Raw genomic sequence first — 15,351 nt, 5'->3', positions numbered from 1 at the left:
CCACCTGCACCGCCTCCGGGCCATGGCAGAATGGAAAGCCGCAGCCGGTGTGCTTGCTTGAAATCAGCGAGGCAGGGTCCATTGCGTCCCCCTCCGGTTGCCGTGACATCCCCTTCGGCGCGCCGTTCGGGGCAGACGCCGAAATGCCCCTGCCCTTCACAACTTCCGATTATACGCAGCAGAGCCGTCTACCCCGTTATTCACCATGGCCAATGGTTGTGTTCCGCACGACCAAGTGGGTGTCGAGCACATAGCGAACGTCACGGACAGACTGACTCTGCATTAATTCAAGGAGGAGCGACAGCGCCGCCTTGCCAGCCTCCACAGACCGGTTCGAGACGGTTGTCAGGGACGGATATGTGGCGGCGCCCAGCACATCATCGCATCCTACGACGCCGAACTGTTCAGGGACTCTGATTCCGCGATCGGCCAATCCGGCGAGAATCCCCTGCGCCGTCAGATCGTCGAATGCGATCGCCGCCGTGGCTCCAGTCACGAGAATGGATCCGACAGCTTCGCGACCGGCCTCGAAGCTCGCAACAGCCGCCGCGACGATGTCCACCTTCAGCCCCAAAACGTCGGCGGCCATGCGCACGGCGCGCCGGCGCTGCTTGTTGGACCAGGATTTGGTCGGGCCGCTGACATAGACGATGTGCCGATGGCCGATCTCGGCCAGATGCGCGACGGCCTCGCGAACGCCTGATCCACTGTCGATCAGGACGCGGGGAATCCCCTCCACGTCACGGTTGATCAGAACCAAGGGGCGTAGTGCCGCATGGGCCTGAATGCGCTCATCCGAGAGGCGGGACGATGCGAGGATCAGCCCCTCCACTTGCCCTGTGAAGCGGCCAACGAGCTTGTCTTCCTGCTTCGGATCCTCGTCCGAATTGCCGAGAAATACGCACAGGTCCGATCGGTCCGCCTCCATCTGAGCGGCCCTGATCAAGGGAGGGAAGAAGGGATTTGCAACGTCCGGGACGATGAGCGCCACGTTGCCGTGGCGCCCGGTGCTGAGCGCACGCGCCGTTTGGTTGGGAACATAGCCGAGTTTCTCGGCTGCCTCCCTGATTCGCTTCACCGTTTCGGGACTCAGCATCTCCGGACGCGTAAAGGCGCGCGAGACGCTGGAGCGGGCCACACCGGCCGCTTCCGCCACCTGCTTGATTGTCAGCCCCTCTTTCTGCCCGTTCATCCTTCTTCCCTCACCGCGGGCCAGAAGACCGGCCCGGTCTTCCATGTATGCATGTTAATCGCACTTCGTTTGTGCGACATCGTCACAAAAGGGTTCCGTTGCAACCCCTGACGTAGGCCAAGCGGAGGCCGATAGGGACTCAGGTTAGGCAGCGGCGCTGAAGAGAGCAGTCACGAAATCACTCTGAGCCATCATGTCGTTTGCTGGGGCGCTCGCCACGTGGCCCTTGCACATCATCGCCATTGCCTCATAGCCGGCAATCGTCCCCGAGCCAGACACGAAGCTCTTGAAGCCCAGCCCGGGTAGGACTAGCCGCTTGATGCGCCGGTGATCCTGCTCAACGATGTTATTCAGGAATTTTACCTGTCGGAATTTGGCGAACCGCCCCAGTTCTCCATCCCGCTTCATGGCTTTTGCGGCGATCGGATAAGCGGCACCCTTGTCAACCGTGATGGTTCGCGGATTGACCGTATGAGGCTGCTTCAGTGCCTCCCGGAAGAAGCGTCTTGCGGCCGCGGCATCTCGTCTGGGCGAGAGCAGAAAGTCGATGGTCTGCCCGCGAGCATCAACGGCCCCGTAGAGATAGATCCACTGACCCTTCGCCCGAATGTATGTCTCGTCTACACGCCAGGATCCGTTTGTCATTTGGAGGTGTGGACGAACGCGCTTGTCAAGTTCGGGGGCATAAGCCCGGATCCAACGAAAGAGGGTCGTGTGGTCCACCTTGACGCCGCGATCCGAGAGCATGTGTTCGAGGTCTCGATAGCTGATCGGAAACTGCAGATACCAGCGCACCACCCACAGGATGATATCCGCCGTGAACTGCAGACCCTTGAACGGGTTCCTGTTATTTTGCTTCACCGCCATCCCCTCTTAACACCCTCACGTCATAGCTGGGGCGACGAAGCTTCAACGCTGCAACAGAACCAGGCGCGGGACACACTTGAACGCGCCACGCCGGCAGCCTCAGCGACCTGCTTGATCGTCATCCGCCCCTGCGTTCGGCATGCCCCTACCCTCGCAGACCCAATCCGGATGCAATACCGGCGGGCGGCTGAACGCGCAACCTATCCGGTGTCCGCGACGGGCCGTCCGACTTCCCCTCGCTTGACATGCAACCGGTTGCACGCAATATTTCATGCCATCGGCGACCGGAAAGAGCAAGCCCTTCCCACTGCCGTGCACCGCGAAACCAAGAGGTCAATTTGACGGATTCTATCGCTCCGGATCCCGCCCCGACGAGCCTACGCAAGGTCGATAAGCTCCTCATCGAAAGCTTTCCCACCCGGGCCGAAATGGGCGTCGCGAGCGCTCGGGCGGTTGCCGCCGAGTTGCGGGCCTGCCTAGAGCGCCAGTCCGGCGCTCGCATGATCTTCGCCGCGGCGCCGAGCCAGCTCGTGACACTGAAGGCCTTGTGCCACCTGCCGAATATCGACTGGCGTCGGGTCACCGCGTTCCACATGGACGAGTACATTGGCCTTCCCGCGCGTGCGCCGCAGCGGTTCGCGCATTGGCTGGAATCCAACCTCTTTTCTCAACTGCCCTTTGCTGTCGTGCATCCCATTCGTCCCGAGCCAGATCCGGCGACCGCGGCGAGGGTGTATGCCGAGCGCCTGAACGAAGCTCCAATCGACATCGTGTGCCTCGGCATCGGCGTGAATGGCCATCTCGCGTTCAACGATCCGCCCGTTGCTGATTTCGACGATCCGCTCGACGTCAAGATCGTCGAGCTCGATGATACTTGCCGACAACAGCAGGTGGACGACGAGTGCTTCGCAACGTTCTCGGATGTGCCGGAGCGCGCTATAACGCTCACGATTCCGCGCCTCCTCCGAGCGGGGAAAATGTTCTGCGTCGTGCCGGGAGCAGTAAAAAGGAATGCCGTGCGGGCGACCCTCCACGGCCCGCTGACCACCGATTGCCCGGCGAGCATCTTGCGCGGCCAGGCGAACTGCACGCTCTATCTCGATCAGGAGTCCGATCCCGATGCCCCTTGACGGAATTGATGCGGATGCGCTGTGCCAGGGCTACCTCGCAGCTTCGACCGGAATCATGCAACGGATCCTGTCCGAGGAGCGCCGCTCCCTAGACGAGGCGTCGGCGCGTCTGGCGGATCAGATCGCCGCGGACAGGCTTGTCCATATCTTCGGCCCGGGTGGTCATTCGAACCTCGCATCCCAGGAAGTCTTCTTCCGCGCCGGGGGGCTGATGCATGTGAGCGCTATCCTGGACGAGGGCACGCTCCTCTCCAACGGCGCATTGCGCTCGATGGCTGTCGAACGCACACCCGGCTACGGCAAGATCGTGATCACCAATCAGCGTCTGGGGGCCGGTGACCTTCTGATCCTTGTGAACGCCTACGGCATCAACGCCGCTCTGATCGATGCGGCGCTGGAGGCGAAGAGCCGCGGCGTCTTCTTGATTGGCCTCAGCTCGCGCGAGCACGCCGCCAGCACGGCTCCGAACCACCCAGCCCGGCACCCGACGAAGGCTAATCTTCACAATGTGGTGGATATCGCCGTCGACACGAAGGTGCCGATCGGAGACGCGGTGGTGAGGGTTCCGGGCATGGGCGAGAACATCGCGGCGATCTCGACTTTCGCCAATGCCTTCGCGTTGAACTGCCTAGTAATCCGGACGGTGGCGAAACTTGTCGAACGCGGAATCGAGCCTCCGGTCTGGCGCAGCGGCAATGCCCCGGGCGGAGACGAGGCGAATGCCCGCTTCATCGCCAAGTTCCACGACCGGGTCCGAGCCCTCTGACATGACTGGCGAGATCATGGGGCGGGATCCGTCAACCGGAAGAACCCTCGTTGTTTCGGTGGGCGACGGATACATCACGGCTATTGATTCACCACCGGTCGCGAGCTCTCATTACCTGGCCCCCGGTCTCATCGATCTCCAAGTGAATGGGTATGCTGGCCTCGATCTCAACGACGGTACACTGACCCCGGAGCGCGTAGGGGCACTCGCCGCAAAGATGTTGGCGGTGGGCGTCACCACGTTCCTGCCGACGCTGATCACGGCTTCGGAAGCGGATATCGTACGTGCGCTGTCGGCCATCGCCGCCGCTCGAAGACTTGATCCGTTGGTCGCCGGAATGGTGCCTTTCGTTCATGTAGAAGGTCCTTCGATCTCGCCTGAGGACGGACCACGGGGCGCCCATCCCCTCGCCCATGTTCGCCCGCCATCCCTTGATGAGTTCGCTCGGTGGCAGAAAGCGGGCAACAATCTCGTCGGCCTTGTCACCCTCGCCCCCGAGCATGAGGGTGCACTCGACTATATCCGCGCCCTGACCTCTCGAGGCGTCCATGTTGCTATCGGACACACTGCGGCGGATCAGTCTCGGATCCATGAGGCAGCCGAGGCGGGAGCCGTTCTCTCCACCCACCTCGGCAATGGCGCCGCCGCGACCCTACCGCGCCACCCCAATTTCCTGTGGAGCCAACTCGCGGACGACCGGCTGACGGCGAGTTTTATCGCCGATAGGCATCATCTGCCCGCTGACACCTTCAAAGCGATGGTCCGGGCGAAGGGGCTAGAACGCTCCGTTCTCGTCTCCGATGCGGTGTCGCTCGCCGGGATGCCACCCGGTCGTTACGATCAACCGGTCGGCGGGTCGGTTGAAGTATCGGCAGAGGGTCGGGTCGGGGTCACCGGCACCCCATACCTCGCGGGAGCTGGCCTGCCGCTTTGCGCCAACGTCGCTATCGCGATCTCAATGGCCGGACTGTCTCTCGCGAACGGGCTGGCACTGGCGACGAGAAATCCCGGCCGTTACGTGGGCGGGCGCGGCCGTCTCGAAGTCGGAGCAAGGGCCGACCTCGTGCTGTTCGACTGGCAGGACGGCGCCAGCCGCCTCGACATCGCGGCTACCTTCGTCGAGGGGCGAAAGGTGTTCACACGATGATCACAGCCGGCACTGCCTCAGTCGACATCACGCCGCCCGTCGGGCTTTCCTTATCGGGTTTCGCCGCGCGGAAGGACCCGGCGGTCGGCGCTCACGATCCTTTGACGGTCCGAGCACTCGTCGTCGGGGACACCGCCTTGGTGGTGGCCGACGTGATCGGTCTTCGAAGTGACATGACTGAACGCATTCGAGATCGGTGCACGTTGCCTGCAGACCGGGTTGTGATTGCGGCGCTCCACACCCACAGCGGACCCGTTTCCATGGCGGGTCGCCTGAGCCAGGACGCCGACCAAACCTATCTCGACCGTCTCGAGGCCGCTTGCGTGGAGGCGCTCGACACGGCCGCCTCCCGCGCCCGCCCCGCCTTCCTCACCGCAGGGTATGGACGCGATCCGGATGTCGCCCGCAACCGCCGCCATGCAGACGGTCCGATCGATCGGGCACTGCCAGTCCTGCGTATCCGTGACGCCTCTGGTGCCTTGATGGCCATCGTCGCCTCTTACGCCTGCCATCCGGTCGTCCTGGGCGCCGACAACCGGCTTTGGACAGCGGACTATCCCCATTTCGTGCGCCAGCGTCTCGAAGCGGGACAGGCCGGCGCGACCTCCTTCTTTCTCACCGGGTGCTGCGGCGACAGCAATACCGGCCATTCCGCACACGCGTCCGTCAGCCTCACGGCAAGCGAGTATCGCAGCTTCGCATCCGCCGAAGCCTTCGGCGAGCGGATTGCGGCAGCCGCACTCGCGGCACCGGAAGTCCCGTTGAAGGACCACGTATCGACCGCCAACGACGCAGTTTTTCTTCGCTATGAGCGCCGGGAAGCAAAGCCGCTCTATGCGCTCGCGAAACAATGGGCGAATGAGGAGGCGAGCGCAGATCCCGCACGAGCCGAGTTGCTACGTCATTGGCGCGCCTGGGCGAGCCGGGCGAACGGGCAGGCTCTCGGCACTCTCGCCGCGCGCGTGACGGTGCTGAATTGGGGCGGCATGCCGATCGTCGCGCTTCCGGGCGAAATTTTTGCTGAAACGGCGCTGGAGATCAGGAGCCGGATACCGTCCTCCCCGGCCTTCGTGATCGGATTCTGCGAGGACAATCCCGGCTATATCCCGCCCGCGGGCGAGTACGACTCCGGGGGATACGAGGTGGAGGAGGCGCACCGCTATTACGGCCAGCCTGCCACCTTCGCACGTGGTTCCGCAGAGATTTTGGCAAGCTCGGCGGTCGAGCTCCTTCGCCGCGAAGAGCTGTAAAAAAACCGCTCATCGTCCGCGAGGGCGCAGGCGGGCCGCTTCTTGACGTGCAACCGGTTGCATGACACCTTGCGTATGGTCAAGCTGGGACACCAAGAAAAAGGGGAACGGGATGATCAGCGCACCGAAAGTCAGAACTCACACTACGATCCGCCTGCACCGCCGTCGTGCCGCTCTATTTGGTTCGATTGTAACCGCCGTCGGCCTTCTGGTAAACCTGCCGGCTTTCGCCCAGACAATCACCGTCTGGAGCGGCTATCCGGAAATGGCGCCGTTTTATGAACACGTGGCGCAAGGCCTTAAGGCCAAGAATCCGAACCTCACCGTGAAGGTCGAGGCTATCGCCCTACGCGAACATGAGAAGCGCATCGCACTCGGCCTGACCTCCGGCTCGGCCGGCGCTACGGTCATCGAGCTCCAAGGATCTACCGTTCGCCGCTATCTCGAGAACGACCTCCTGCCCAAGGCGCCGGACGCCGTCGCCACCTTCGTCAAGAACCCGGCGAATTTCGGCGAATTCTTCTCGTCGAATGCGAGCTACAACGGCACCGTCTACGGTATCCCGCTCTTTCGCGGTCAGGCGGCTCTCTTCTACAACACCGACATGTTCAAGGCCGCCGGGCTTTCTGCGCCGCCGAAGACCGTGGACGAATACACGCAATACGCGGAGAAGCTGACGAAACGCGACGCGACCGGTAATGCCACTGTCTCCGGCTGGAGCCTGCGCCTCTCTGGCGGGGGGCAGGGTATTGCGGAAAAGTTCTGGATCAACCTGTTCCAATTCGGCGGATCCGTCCTTGAGCAAACTCCCGACGGAAAATGGCGCGCGAACTACGCCAACGAGGCCGGCCGCGCGACACTCAAGCAATACCTGCAGAACGTGCATGTGCTCAAAACGGTCACGCCGGAAATGCCTGCCGACGCTGAGGCGCTCGAACGCGGACAGACCGCCATGTTCATCCGCGAGTCGTGGGTCATCGGCGATATTGCGTCGAAGGCGCCGAACCTCAACTACGCCACCGCTCCCCTTCCGCGGGGCTCGATTGCCCTTCCGACAAATCTCTACGTGAAGGCAAATGGCGACGCGGCGAAGGCGGCCTGGGAATTCGCGCTCGCCACGAACGAGCCCGAGAATCTTGTCTGGCTGCTCAAGAATGTCGGTTGGCTGCCGAACCGGACAGGTGTCGACTTTAGCAGCGTCACAAAGGCCGCTCCGGCCTTCGCCGCCTTCGTCGACTATCCGAAGGACTACAAGTTCTTCACCCTTCCATCCATCGCGCCGATCGAGGAGGTGCTGACCCGGCTGGCGGCCCATCTCACGAACGCATTCCGCAATAGTGCCCTTGCCAAGGACGACGCGGCGATCGATGCCTTTCTGAAGACGGCTGCCGACGAGACTAATCAGATCCTTCGTCGAGAAGATCTCCTGGGCAAGTAACTGGCGAAAGCACACCTCCTCCAACGCTTCGTCCGGTGCGGCCTCCCGCACCGGACCGACCTTCGAAGGTTCTGACCGGTGCAGCGCAAGAAATGGATTTTTGCGACCCTCGCGATCCTGCCGACATTGGTGATCTTCGCCTACGTCCGCATCTATCCGATCGGCGATACGCTGCGGCTCAGCCTCCACAAATGGGACATCCTGTCGAAGAACAAGCCGTTCATCGGTCTTGCCAACTTCGAAGAGCTGATGGGTGATCCGCTGTTTCTGGACGCCTTCGTAAACACGACGGTCATCGCCTTCGGCGTCCTGTTCATCACCATTCCACTCGCTCTCGTCCTGGCTGCGCTGATTCACCATCGCACGCGCTCGCATTTCGTCGGATTCTACGAGACGTCGATCTTCATTCCGCACATCGTCTCTCTCGTGCCGGCCGCCATGGCCTGGAAATGGATCTTCGACGCCCGTCTTGGCCCTCTCAATGCCTTGCTGACCACATTCGGTTTCTCGCCCAAGGCATGGCTCTTCGATCCCGTGCTGTCGGTGATCTGCATCATCGTCCTCTGCTCGTGGCAGGCGCTCGGCTATGCGGTGATGATCTATCTCGTCGGCTTCAAAAGCCTGCCGACCTCACTCTACGAGGCAGCAAAGCTTGATGGCGCCTCCGGCCCGCAATCCTTCTGGCGCATCTCCGTTCCGTTGCTGAAGCCGATCACCCTCTACGTCTCCGTGGTGACCCTCGTCTCGGGCTTCAACGTCTATGCGCAGGCCTTCGTGCTCGCTTCCGATTCACAGGGAGCGCCCGGACGACAGGTCCGCGTTCTCGTGCTCGATATGCTTGAGAACAGCTTCCGCAACTACCGCGTAGGATACGCAGCTTCCGAGGCGGTGGTACTTCTGGCGATCGTGCTCGTCCTCACCCTCATTCAATTCAGATTGCTGCGCGAGAAAGGCCGCGCATGAGCACCGTGACCGACCGAACCCGTGCCCTTGGAATGGCCCGCATCCGGCGACGCAGCTTCGTCGACCTCTCGATCGACGTCGTGCTGACCCTGTTCTGTCTCCTGATGATCCTGCCGCTGGTCCTTCTCGTGTCGAATGCGTTCAAGACCCCGCAAGAGATGCTGGCTTGGCCGCCGACCGTCATTCCGGATGTGCCGACGCTCTCGAATTTCAAGGCCGTGCTCGCTGATACGCCGCTTCTGCGCTGGGTCGCCAACAGCCTCTCCTTCGCGCTGTTGTCGACCTTGTGCATCCTCATGACCTCCGCGATCACCGGATACATCCTCGGCAAGTTCCGGCATCGCCTGCTCAGCGTCTTCTTCGCGATCATTCTCGCAACGGCCATCGTTCCGTTCGAAGTCTACATGATACCGCTCTATTTCCAGGCGCAATCGCTCGGCGTCCTCAACAGCACCTGGGGTCTGCTCTTAGGCTATCTCGTCATGAGCTTCGGCATCTTCCTGGTGCGGCAGAACGTCATTCACTCCATCCCGGATGAGCTTCTTGAGGCTGCCCGCATCGACGGTGCGGGTGAGCTCTGGATCTTCTGGCGGATCGTACTGCCGCTGCTGCGCGGGACCCTTGGCGCCCTCGGTATCCTGGCCTTCTTCCAGGCCTGGACCTCCTTCGCCTGGCCGCTGATCGTCGCCACCACCCGTGAAACGTACACGATCGAGGTCGGTCTTGCCCTGTTTCAGACCGGCTTCACGGTGGATCTCGGCCGCTTGAGCGCAGCGTCGGCCGTCGTCCTCATTCCGAGCGTGACCCTGTTCGTTCTGTTGCGTCGCAATTTCGTTCAGGGCGTTGCAAGTACGGGACTCAAGGAATGAGTGATCAAGCGTCGTTCCTGAAAGGCGCGTCCGATCGCTACGTCGCGGCCAATGCCGCGACCCTGCGCTGGATGCTTGCGCGCCCCGGCCTTCACGGCCCCTTCCTCGACACCAAGGTCAGCAGCCTGACTCTGACCGACTATACGAATCGGGACGGCCTGCGCGGCCCGGATTACACCTATGGCTGGATCCAGGGCCGTGGCCTCGAGGCGCTCGCGAGCCATGCCGCCTTTTTTGCCAATCAAGATGCGCCCCTTGCGACGGCACTCGATAACAGGGGACGCCGCCTCTACGATGCCCTCCTCGCCCTTAAGCGGCGCGATGGGCACGCTTATTTTTGCTATGATCGCGCGCTCCAGCCGATCGTTGCCGATGCATCGGGTAGCGTTAGGCACCAGGACGCGGCACCGACGATCTTCACTTACTCGGATGCCTTCGTCGCCAAGGGACTGATCGCAGGTGCCGTGCGCTACGCACCACAGGATCTTCCTTTGCACCTCGATTATTTCATGCAAGTGATCGCGGCAATCGAAAGCGGCCGCTTCCAGATGGACGAGCGATGCCCCCTCTCCGAAGAAGCCGCAGCGGCGCAACCCGACGATTTCGGGCCCCGTATGATCCTCCTCGGAGCAGCGGGCCTGCTCCATCGACTCGGTCTGAGCGAGCACACGAACTACGCAGACCGCTTCATCGCCCATGTCCTCGAGCACCATTTCGAACCGAGCAGCGGCCTGCTGCGCAATGTTCCTGGCGATGACGCATGCAATGTCGGCCATGCGCTGGAATTCGTTGGCTTCGCTTATGACCATACCCAGGAGGACGGTTCGAGCGATCTCCTGGCTCGTCTCGAAACGATCCTCATCGCATCGTTCGACCGCGGTTTCGTCGGACCGGGCCTCGCACTCGCGGTGTCGATGACAACGGGTGCTCCGCTAAACCCCTACTGTCCCTGGTGGTCCCTGCCTGAAACGATCCGCGCCGCCTCCCTGTGCCATGCACGAACAGGAAGCGACGAAGCGCTACGAATCTGGCGAGATGCGGACGAGGCATTTTTCCAGCACTACTGGCGTGGCGCCATCGCGTATCAGGCGCTCACTTGCGACGGACCAGTGGACTATGTTCCGGCAACCCCGGATCTCGATCCGGGGTATCACACCGGGCTGAGCCTCCTCGCTGCGATCGGTGCCGCCAATCGAACGCTCACCTCCCTCCTCCCTCAAGCCGCAGGGTAGTTTCATGGCTTCGGTCGAGATTCAAAACGTCCGCAAATCATATGGCACGGTCGAAACCATCAAGGGGGTGAGTGTCGATGTTCCCGACGGCGCGTTCGTTGTTCTCGTCGGGCCGTCTGGCTGTGGCAAGTCGACCTTGCTACGGATGATCGCCGGTCTCGAAGAGATCTCGGGCGGGACGATCAGTATTGGCGGCCGGGTCATCAACGACGTGGAGCCGAAGCATCGGGACATCGCTATGGTGTTCCAGAACTATGCGCTCTATCCACACATGACTGTGGCGGAGAACATGGCCTTCTCCCTGCACCTGGCGAAAAAATCCCGGCAGGAAACTGATATGCGGGTGTCGGAGGCTGCCCGCATCCTCGGTTTGTCCGATTATCTCGATCGTTATCCGAAGCAACTTTCCGGCGGTCAGCGTCAGCGGGTCGCCATGGGTCGCGCGATCGTCCGCAATCCTCAAGTCTTCCTCTTCGACGAGCCCTTGTCCAACCTGGATGCGGCGCTGCGTGTGCAGATGCGGGCCGAACTAAAGGACCTTCATCGCCGCCTGAAGACCACGTCGGTTTACGTGACGCACGATCAGACTGAAGCCATGACCATGGCCGACCGCATCGTGGTTATGCGCAACGGCGTCGTGGAACAGGTCGGCGCGCCGCTGGACCTGTATGATCGACCTGACAACATGTTCGTCGCTGGCTTCATCGGTTCGCCGGCGATGAACTTCTTGCGCGGCACCGTTGCGGAGACCGGGGTCGACTTGGCGTTTGGGCAAGGCGCCCGGCTACCTCTTGGAGCGAGGCTCACACCAGGGACAGAGGCCGTCTTAGGCATCCGCCCGGAGCACCTGTCCGTTTCGGATCAGGGCGAAATCTCCGGGCAAATCACCAATGTCGAGCCGACCGGCTCGGAAACTTTCATCCAGGCGGAGGTTGGTGGACAGAAGCTCTCCACTCTCGTCCGTGATCGCATCGCTGCGAGGCCCGGCGATCCTATCGCCTTCAGCCTTAAGTCTGACACCGTCCATCTCTTCGATCCGGCGAGCGGCCAGAGAATCGGCCGGTCTCCCTCAGCAGGGTCGACACCTGCGACGCGCTAGCACCTCGAACTGAGAGATCAGGAAGACGATCATGAAGCAGACCTGGCGTTGGTTTGGACCGGACGATCCCGTGACCCTTGCCCATGTCCGCCAAGCGGGCGCGTCCGGCGTCGTCAGCGCCCTGCACCATCTCAACGACGGTCGGGCATGGCCTCTCGACGAGATTCTTAAGCGCAAGGCCGGGATCGAGAAAGCCGGGTTGGTCTGGTCGGTGGTGGAGAGCATCATCGTCCACGAGGACGTGAAGACCCGTACAGGCCGTTTTCGCGAGCTTCTTGAGAACTACAAGGCTTCCATCAGAGCCGTTGCAAAGGCAGGCATTACCACCGTCTGCTACAACTTTATGGCGATCACCGACTGGACCCGTACCGACCTCGATTTTCCCATGTCCCATGGGGGAACGGCCCTGCGTTTCGACATGGTCGACTTCTGCGCCTACGATGTATTCATGCTCAAGCGGACGGGAGCCGAAGCGGACCACCCCGCGGATCGCATCGCCGCCGCCCAGGCCCGCTTTGCCGCCATGAGCGAGAGTGACCGCTCGCGCATCGAGCGCAACCTGATCGAGTGGGTGCCTGCCCGCGAATTCGTCTACGATCGGGAGAGCTTCCGCCGGATGCTCGACATCTATGGCGAGATGACGACCGACGATTTCCGCAGCAATCTGTTCGCTTTCCTCGCTGAGATCGTGCCGGTCGCGGAGGAGGCTGGTGTCCGCTTGGCGATCCACCCCGACGATCCGCCCTTCCCTCTTTTTGGGCTCCCGCGCGTGGTCTGCCGGGCCTCGGACGCCAAGGCGTTGCTGGATGCAGTCGATTCACCCACGAACGGACTAACCCTCTGCACGGGATCCTACGGGGCGAGCGGCGCAAATGATCTGGTGGCCATGGCGGAGGCTTTCGCGCCACGAATCCATTTCGCACATCTGCGCAACGTGACCCGCGAGCCGGACGGATCGTTCCATGAATCGGAGCACCTCGACGGTGACGTGGACATGATCGGCGTCGTGGTTGCCCTTCTCTCTGAGGAGCGTCGGCGGAAGGCCGAGAGTCGCGCTGATTGGGAAATCCCCATGCGGCCCGATCACGGGCACGTCCTCCTCGACGATGTGGGAAAGAAAGTGAATCCTGGCTATTCAGGCATCGGACGGTTGAAAGGCTTGGCCGAACTGCGCGGCGTCATGCGCACCGTCGACGCACTCCGGCCCTGAAGAAGATCAAAGGTTTTCAAACCGCACGCGCAGACGCACGGCGGGGTGGGATTGTCCATCGCCCCGCCAGCGCCGTCATGAAATGCTCGGGCCCGGCAAGGGAACTTCGCGCCGCTCAGCGTTGGCTTGATACGCCGCCTCAATGCAGGCCACGACATGGCGCCCATAAGCCCCGCTCACGGGACTGGGCGTTCCTCGAATGATACTGGCAGCCATTGCCTCCCATTCCCGCTGCACGGCCTGCTCCATCCAGTTTGGCTCGATGGAATTGGGAACGGCGGTCCACTGCCCGTCCTGACCGACCATGACGCCATGGTCAAAATCGATCCGGAGTGATCCGTTCTCGCATATGAGATCCATAGCGGAAGCGACTGCACCATCGCGATAGCCAACGCTAGCGACCTGGCCGATCCGGCCGTCACGAAAGCGCAGCCCGATCAGAGCGGAGTCGTCCGCTTCCTGATCATGAAAGTAGGTGCCGGCCAATGCGGTTACTCCGGTCACGGGCTGCCCCATCAACCAGATCAGCCGGTCGAGTGCGTGGATGCCCGCTGTCAGCAACATGCCGCCGCCTGATCCTCGATGGAGATGCCAGGAACGCCGGTTGCTTTCCATCCAGAGCTTGATCATCCAGCTCGAACCGAGGACGGCGGCACCAAGCTTACCTGAATCGAGGATCTCTTTGGCCTTGAGGCACGGCAGCGCGAAATGCATCACGTGACCGATCATGAGCTTGATGTCGTTGACGCTGGCGGCCGCCGAGATGGCGTCACAAGCGGCGACGCTGGGCGCCATCGGTTTTTCGAGCAGGATGTGTTTGCCCGCCTGGGCCGCACCGATGGCGATCTCTTCGTGAAGGTGGTGGGGCGTTGCGATCACAACCGCGTCGACAGCAGGATCTTCAAGCAAAGTTCGCCAATCACGGTAGCTTTTCCCACCGTGTTCGGCAGCAAAAGCCGCAGCGGCGGCAGCATCCCCCCGACAGGAGGCCACGAGCCGAACGTCACTGACGCGGGCCATGGCGCGTGCGTGAACATGACCGAAATAGCCTGCCCCGATAATTCCTACACCGATCATGATTTCGCCTTCTCGTATGCGGTGCCCATGAGCTGCGTGGCAGATACGGCGGTCTCTGCCGACCGCAGGGGGAACCAGGGCCGGACAAGATGATACTCAGGACTGACGGAAAAGGCGATCAAACTGCTTGATCCTAATCCTCGGAACAAGAGCACTATGCCCCAATGACAGGGGGGAGGGTCAACAGTCCTCGGACTAGATCGTCAATCATGGCGTCGAGCGCGGCCTTGCCTTCGGCTTGTGTAGCAAGCGTCGGATCTCCCCGGGGCGCCTCGTGCCGTATAGTCCGCGCCAGAGCTCTCATCGGTATTGAAGATCGTGGCCTGGTAGAACACGGTCCTCGGCGGTCTTGTCGCAAACCCCGGACCGGGTCGAAAACATGCCGGTGCGCGTTCCTTGACGCTTATACCGCCAGCCGCTCAAACGGGGATGTCACGGTAACCGGAGGGGGACGCAATGGGCCCTGCCTCGCTGATTTCAAGCAAGCACACCGGCTGCGGCTTTCCATTCTGCCATGGCCCGGAGGCGGTGCAGGTGGGTAAAATGGCCCAGCCGAGAAGACATTATGCGGTGAACTTTAGATTCACGTGACTAGCGACGCTTATCAGCGGATATTCCTACTACCTGCGAGCGGTAGGTTTCGCGCGAGACCCAGGCAGCAAATGCGATCACGGCGGCAATGAACATCACCAGGATCCGCGGATCCTCGATCAGCAGGTAACCAAGGGCTCCAAGCTTGATCACAATCATTGCGAAGAGGACGGCAACGGTGATGATGATCTTCGACTTCGACATTTCTTCAGCTACGCTCTTCTGATTTCGTTTGGGACTAGCGGCGACGCCAATACGCACCGCTGCCTCTGTCTCAAGGATGCGTGGCTTCCCGGGCATGGGCGGTATGCGCGACTTGTCTGCGCTTGAAAGGAATTCCGGACCGGGAGCGCAAGCATGCCTCCAACAGGTCCGTACTAGACACCCGTTTGGAGGCGTCCTGCGCGGAGGTGGGATCTACTACGATGCACCAAGCTGGTCATGCGAGGGATCATGGCCCTTTCCCGCCGATTGTCAAATCTCCGAGATTCGGTGGCAAGCGCCATCTGATTTCCGCGAC

14 protein-coding genes are annotated in these 15,351 nt (G+C 61.8%); 10 read left to right on the top strand and 4 right to left on the bottom strand.

All coding sequences use genetic code 11. The features are described from left to right. Window positions 1-196: 196 nt before the first annotated feature. Both I2H38_RS18700 and I2H38_RS18695 read right to left on the bottom strand, forming a co-directional pair. Window positions 197-1,192, bottom strand: a complete 996-nt coding sequence (locus I2H38_RS18700) for a LacI family DNA-binding transcriptional regulator (protein WP_196273382.1) — start codon at window positions 1,190-1,192, stop codon at window positions 197-199. Between the two features lie 144 nt (window positions 1,193-1,336). Further along, complete coding sequence (locus I2H38_RS18695; RefSeq protein WP_407664109.1) at window positions 1,337-2,053, bottom strand: IS6 family transposase; 717 nt, start codon at window positions 2,051-2,053, stop codon at window positions 1,337-1,339. Window positions 2,054-2,487: 434 nt separating this feature from the next. Here I2H38_RS18695 and I2H38_RS18690 point away from each other — a divergent pair, with 434 nt between their 5' ends. The 10 genes from I2H38_RS18690 to uxuA all read left to right on the top strand — a co-directional run bounded on the left by I2H38_RS18690 (window position 2,488) and on the right by uxuA (window position 13,163). Next, window positions 2,488-3,189 carry a 6-phosphogluconolactonase gene (locus tag I2H38_RS18690; protein WP_196273393.1) on the top strand — a complete coding sequence of 234 codons (702 nt, stop codon included), beginning with the start codon at window positions 2,488-2,490 and terminating at the stop codon, window positions 3,187-3,189. Continuing rightward, on the top strand, window positions 3,179-3,955 hold the full coding sequence (locus I2H38_RS18685) for a sugar isomerase domain-containing protein (protein WP_196273380.1): 777 nt from the start codon (window positions 3,179-3,181) through the stop codon (window positions 3,953-3,955). The genes I2H38_RS18690 and I2H38_RS18685 overlap by 11 nt, the downstream gene beginning before the upstream one ends. Window position 3,956: 1 nt before the next feature. Beyond that, on the top strand, window positions 3,957-5,102 hold the full coding sequence (locus I2H38_RS18680; protein WP_196273379.1) for an N-acetylglucosamine-6-phosphate deacetylase: 1,146 nt from the start codon (window positions 3,957-3,959) through the stop codon (window positions 5,100-5,102). After that, window positions 5,099-6,352 (top strand): neutral/alkaline non-lysosomal ceramidase N-terminal domain-containing protein, encoded by a 1,254-nt coding sequence (locus I2H38_RS18675; protein WP_196273378.1) that lies wholly within the window; start codon window positions 5,099-5,101, stop codon window positions 6,350-6,352. Before I2H38_RS18680 ends, I2H38_RS18675 begins: the two co-directional genes overlap by 4 nt. A gap of 112 nt (window positions 6,353-6,464) precedes the next feature. Then, complete coding sequence (locus I2H38_RS18670) at window positions 6,465-7,790, top strand: extracellular solute-binding protein (protein WP_196273377.1); 1,326 nt, start codon at window positions 6,465-6,467, stop codon at window positions 7,788-7,790. A gap of 78 nt (window positions 7,791-7,868) precedes the next feature. Beyond that, window positions 7,869-8,753 (top strand): carbohydrate ABC transporter permease, encoded by an 885-nt coding sequence (locus I2H38_RS18665; protein ID WP_196273376.1) that lies wholly within the window; start codon window positions 7,869-7,871, stop codon window positions 8,751-8,753. A gap of 32 nt (window positions 8,754-8,785) precedes the next feature. Next, a complete protein-coding gene (locus I2H38_RS18660) occupies window positions 8,786-9,622 on the top strand; it encodes a carbohydrate ABC transporter permease (protein ID WP_407664110.1) in 837 nt (278 codons plus the stop codon). Further along, window positions 9,619-10,854, top strand: a complete 1,236-nt coding sequence (locus tag I2H38_RS18655) for an AGE family epimerase/isomerase (RefSeq protein WP_196273374.1) — start codon at window positions 9,619-9,621, stop codon at window positions 10,852-10,854. The genes I2H38_RS18660 and I2H38_RS18655 overlap by 4 nt, the downstream gene beginning before the upstream one ends. 4 nt (window positions 10,855-10,858) lie before the next feature. Next, entirely contained in the window at window positions 10,859-11,953 is a 1,095-nt protein-coding gene (locus I2H38_RS18650) for an ABC transporter ATP-binding protein (RefSeq protein ID WP_196273373.1), read from the top strand. A 31-nt stretch (window positions 11,954-11,984) separates the two neighbouring features. Beyond that, on the top strand, window positions 11,985-13,163 hold the full coding sequence (gene uxuA, locus I2H38_RS18645) for a mannonate dehydratase (RefSeq protein WP_196273372.1): 1,179 nt from the start codon (window positions 11,985-11,987) through the stop codon (window positions 13,161-13,163). Between the two features lie 75 nt (window positions 13,164-13,238). On the opposite strand, the gene I2H38_RS18640 is transcribed toward uxuA, so the two are convergent. Together I2H38_RS18640 and I2H38_RS18635 are read right to left on the bottom strand one after the other, a co-directional pair. After that, entirely contained in the window at window positions 13,239-14,240 is a 1,002-nt protein-coding gene (locus I2H38_RS18640; RefSeq protein WP_196273371.1) for a Gfo/Idh/MocA family protein, read from the bottom strand. A 591-nt stretch (window positions 14,241-14,831) separates the two neighbouring features. Then, on the bottom strand, window positions 14,832-15,092 hold the full coding sequence (locus I2H38_RS18635; RefSeq protein WP_196273370.1) for a hypothetical protein: 261 nt from the start codon (window positions 15,090-15,092) through the stop codon (window positions 14,832-14,834). Between the last annotated feature and the right edge of the window lie 259 nt (window positions 15,093-15,351).

Origin of the sequence: Microvirga alba (genome assembly GCF_015694465.1) — a bacterium.
GTDB lineage: Bacteria > Pseudomonadota > Alphaproteobacteria > Rhizobiales > Beijerinckiaceae > Microvirga > Microvirga alba.
The sequence above is the reverse complement of the archived record's forward strand: the minus strand, read 5'-3'. Positions and strand labels throughout refer to the sequence as shown.

Coding starts and splice junctions, on each gene's coding strand:
- I2H38_RS18700 (WP_196273382.1), bottom strand. CDS start 1,192: ATGAACGGGCAGAAAGAGGGGCTGACAATCAAGCAGGTGGCGGAAGCG.
- I2H38_RS18690 (WP_196273393.1), top strand. CDS start 2,488: ATGGGCGTCGCGAGCGCTCGGGCGGTTGCCGCCGAGTTGCGGGCCTGC.
- I2H38_RS18685 (WP_196273380.1), top strand. CDS start 3,179: ATGCCCCTTGACGGAATTGATGCGGATGCGCTGTGCCAGGGCTACCTC.
- I2H38_RS18680 (WP_196273379.1), top strand. CDS start 3,957: ATGACTGGCGAGATCATGGGGCGGGATCCGTCAACCGGAAGAACCCTC.
- I2H38_RS18675 (WP_196273378.1), top strand. CDS start 5,099: ATGATCACAGCCGGCACTGCCTCAGTCGACATCACGCCGCCCGTCGGG.
- I2H38_RS18670 (WP_196273377.1), top strand. CDS start 6,465: ATGATCAGCGCACCGAAAGTCAGAACTCACACTACGATCCGCCTGCAC.
- I2H38_RS18660 (WP_407664110.1), top strand. CDS start 8,786: ATGGCCCGCATCCGGCGACGCAGCTTCGTCGACCTCTCGATCGACGTC.
- I2H38_RS18655 (WP_196273374.1), top strand. CDS start 9,619: ATGAGTGATCAAGCGTCGTTCCTGAAAGGCGCGTCCGATCGCTACGTC.
- I2H38_RS18650 (WP_196273373.1), top strand. CDS start 10,859: ATGGCTTCGGTCGAGATTCAAAACGTCCGCAAATCATATGGCACGGTC.
- uxuA (WP_196273372.1), top strand. CDS start 11,985: ATGAAGCAGACCTGGCGTTGGTTTGGACCGGACGATCCCGTGACCCTT.
- I2H38_RS18640 (WP_196273371.1), bottom strand. CDS start 14,240: ATGATCGGTGTAGGAATTATCGGGGCAGGCTATTTCGGTCATGTTCAC.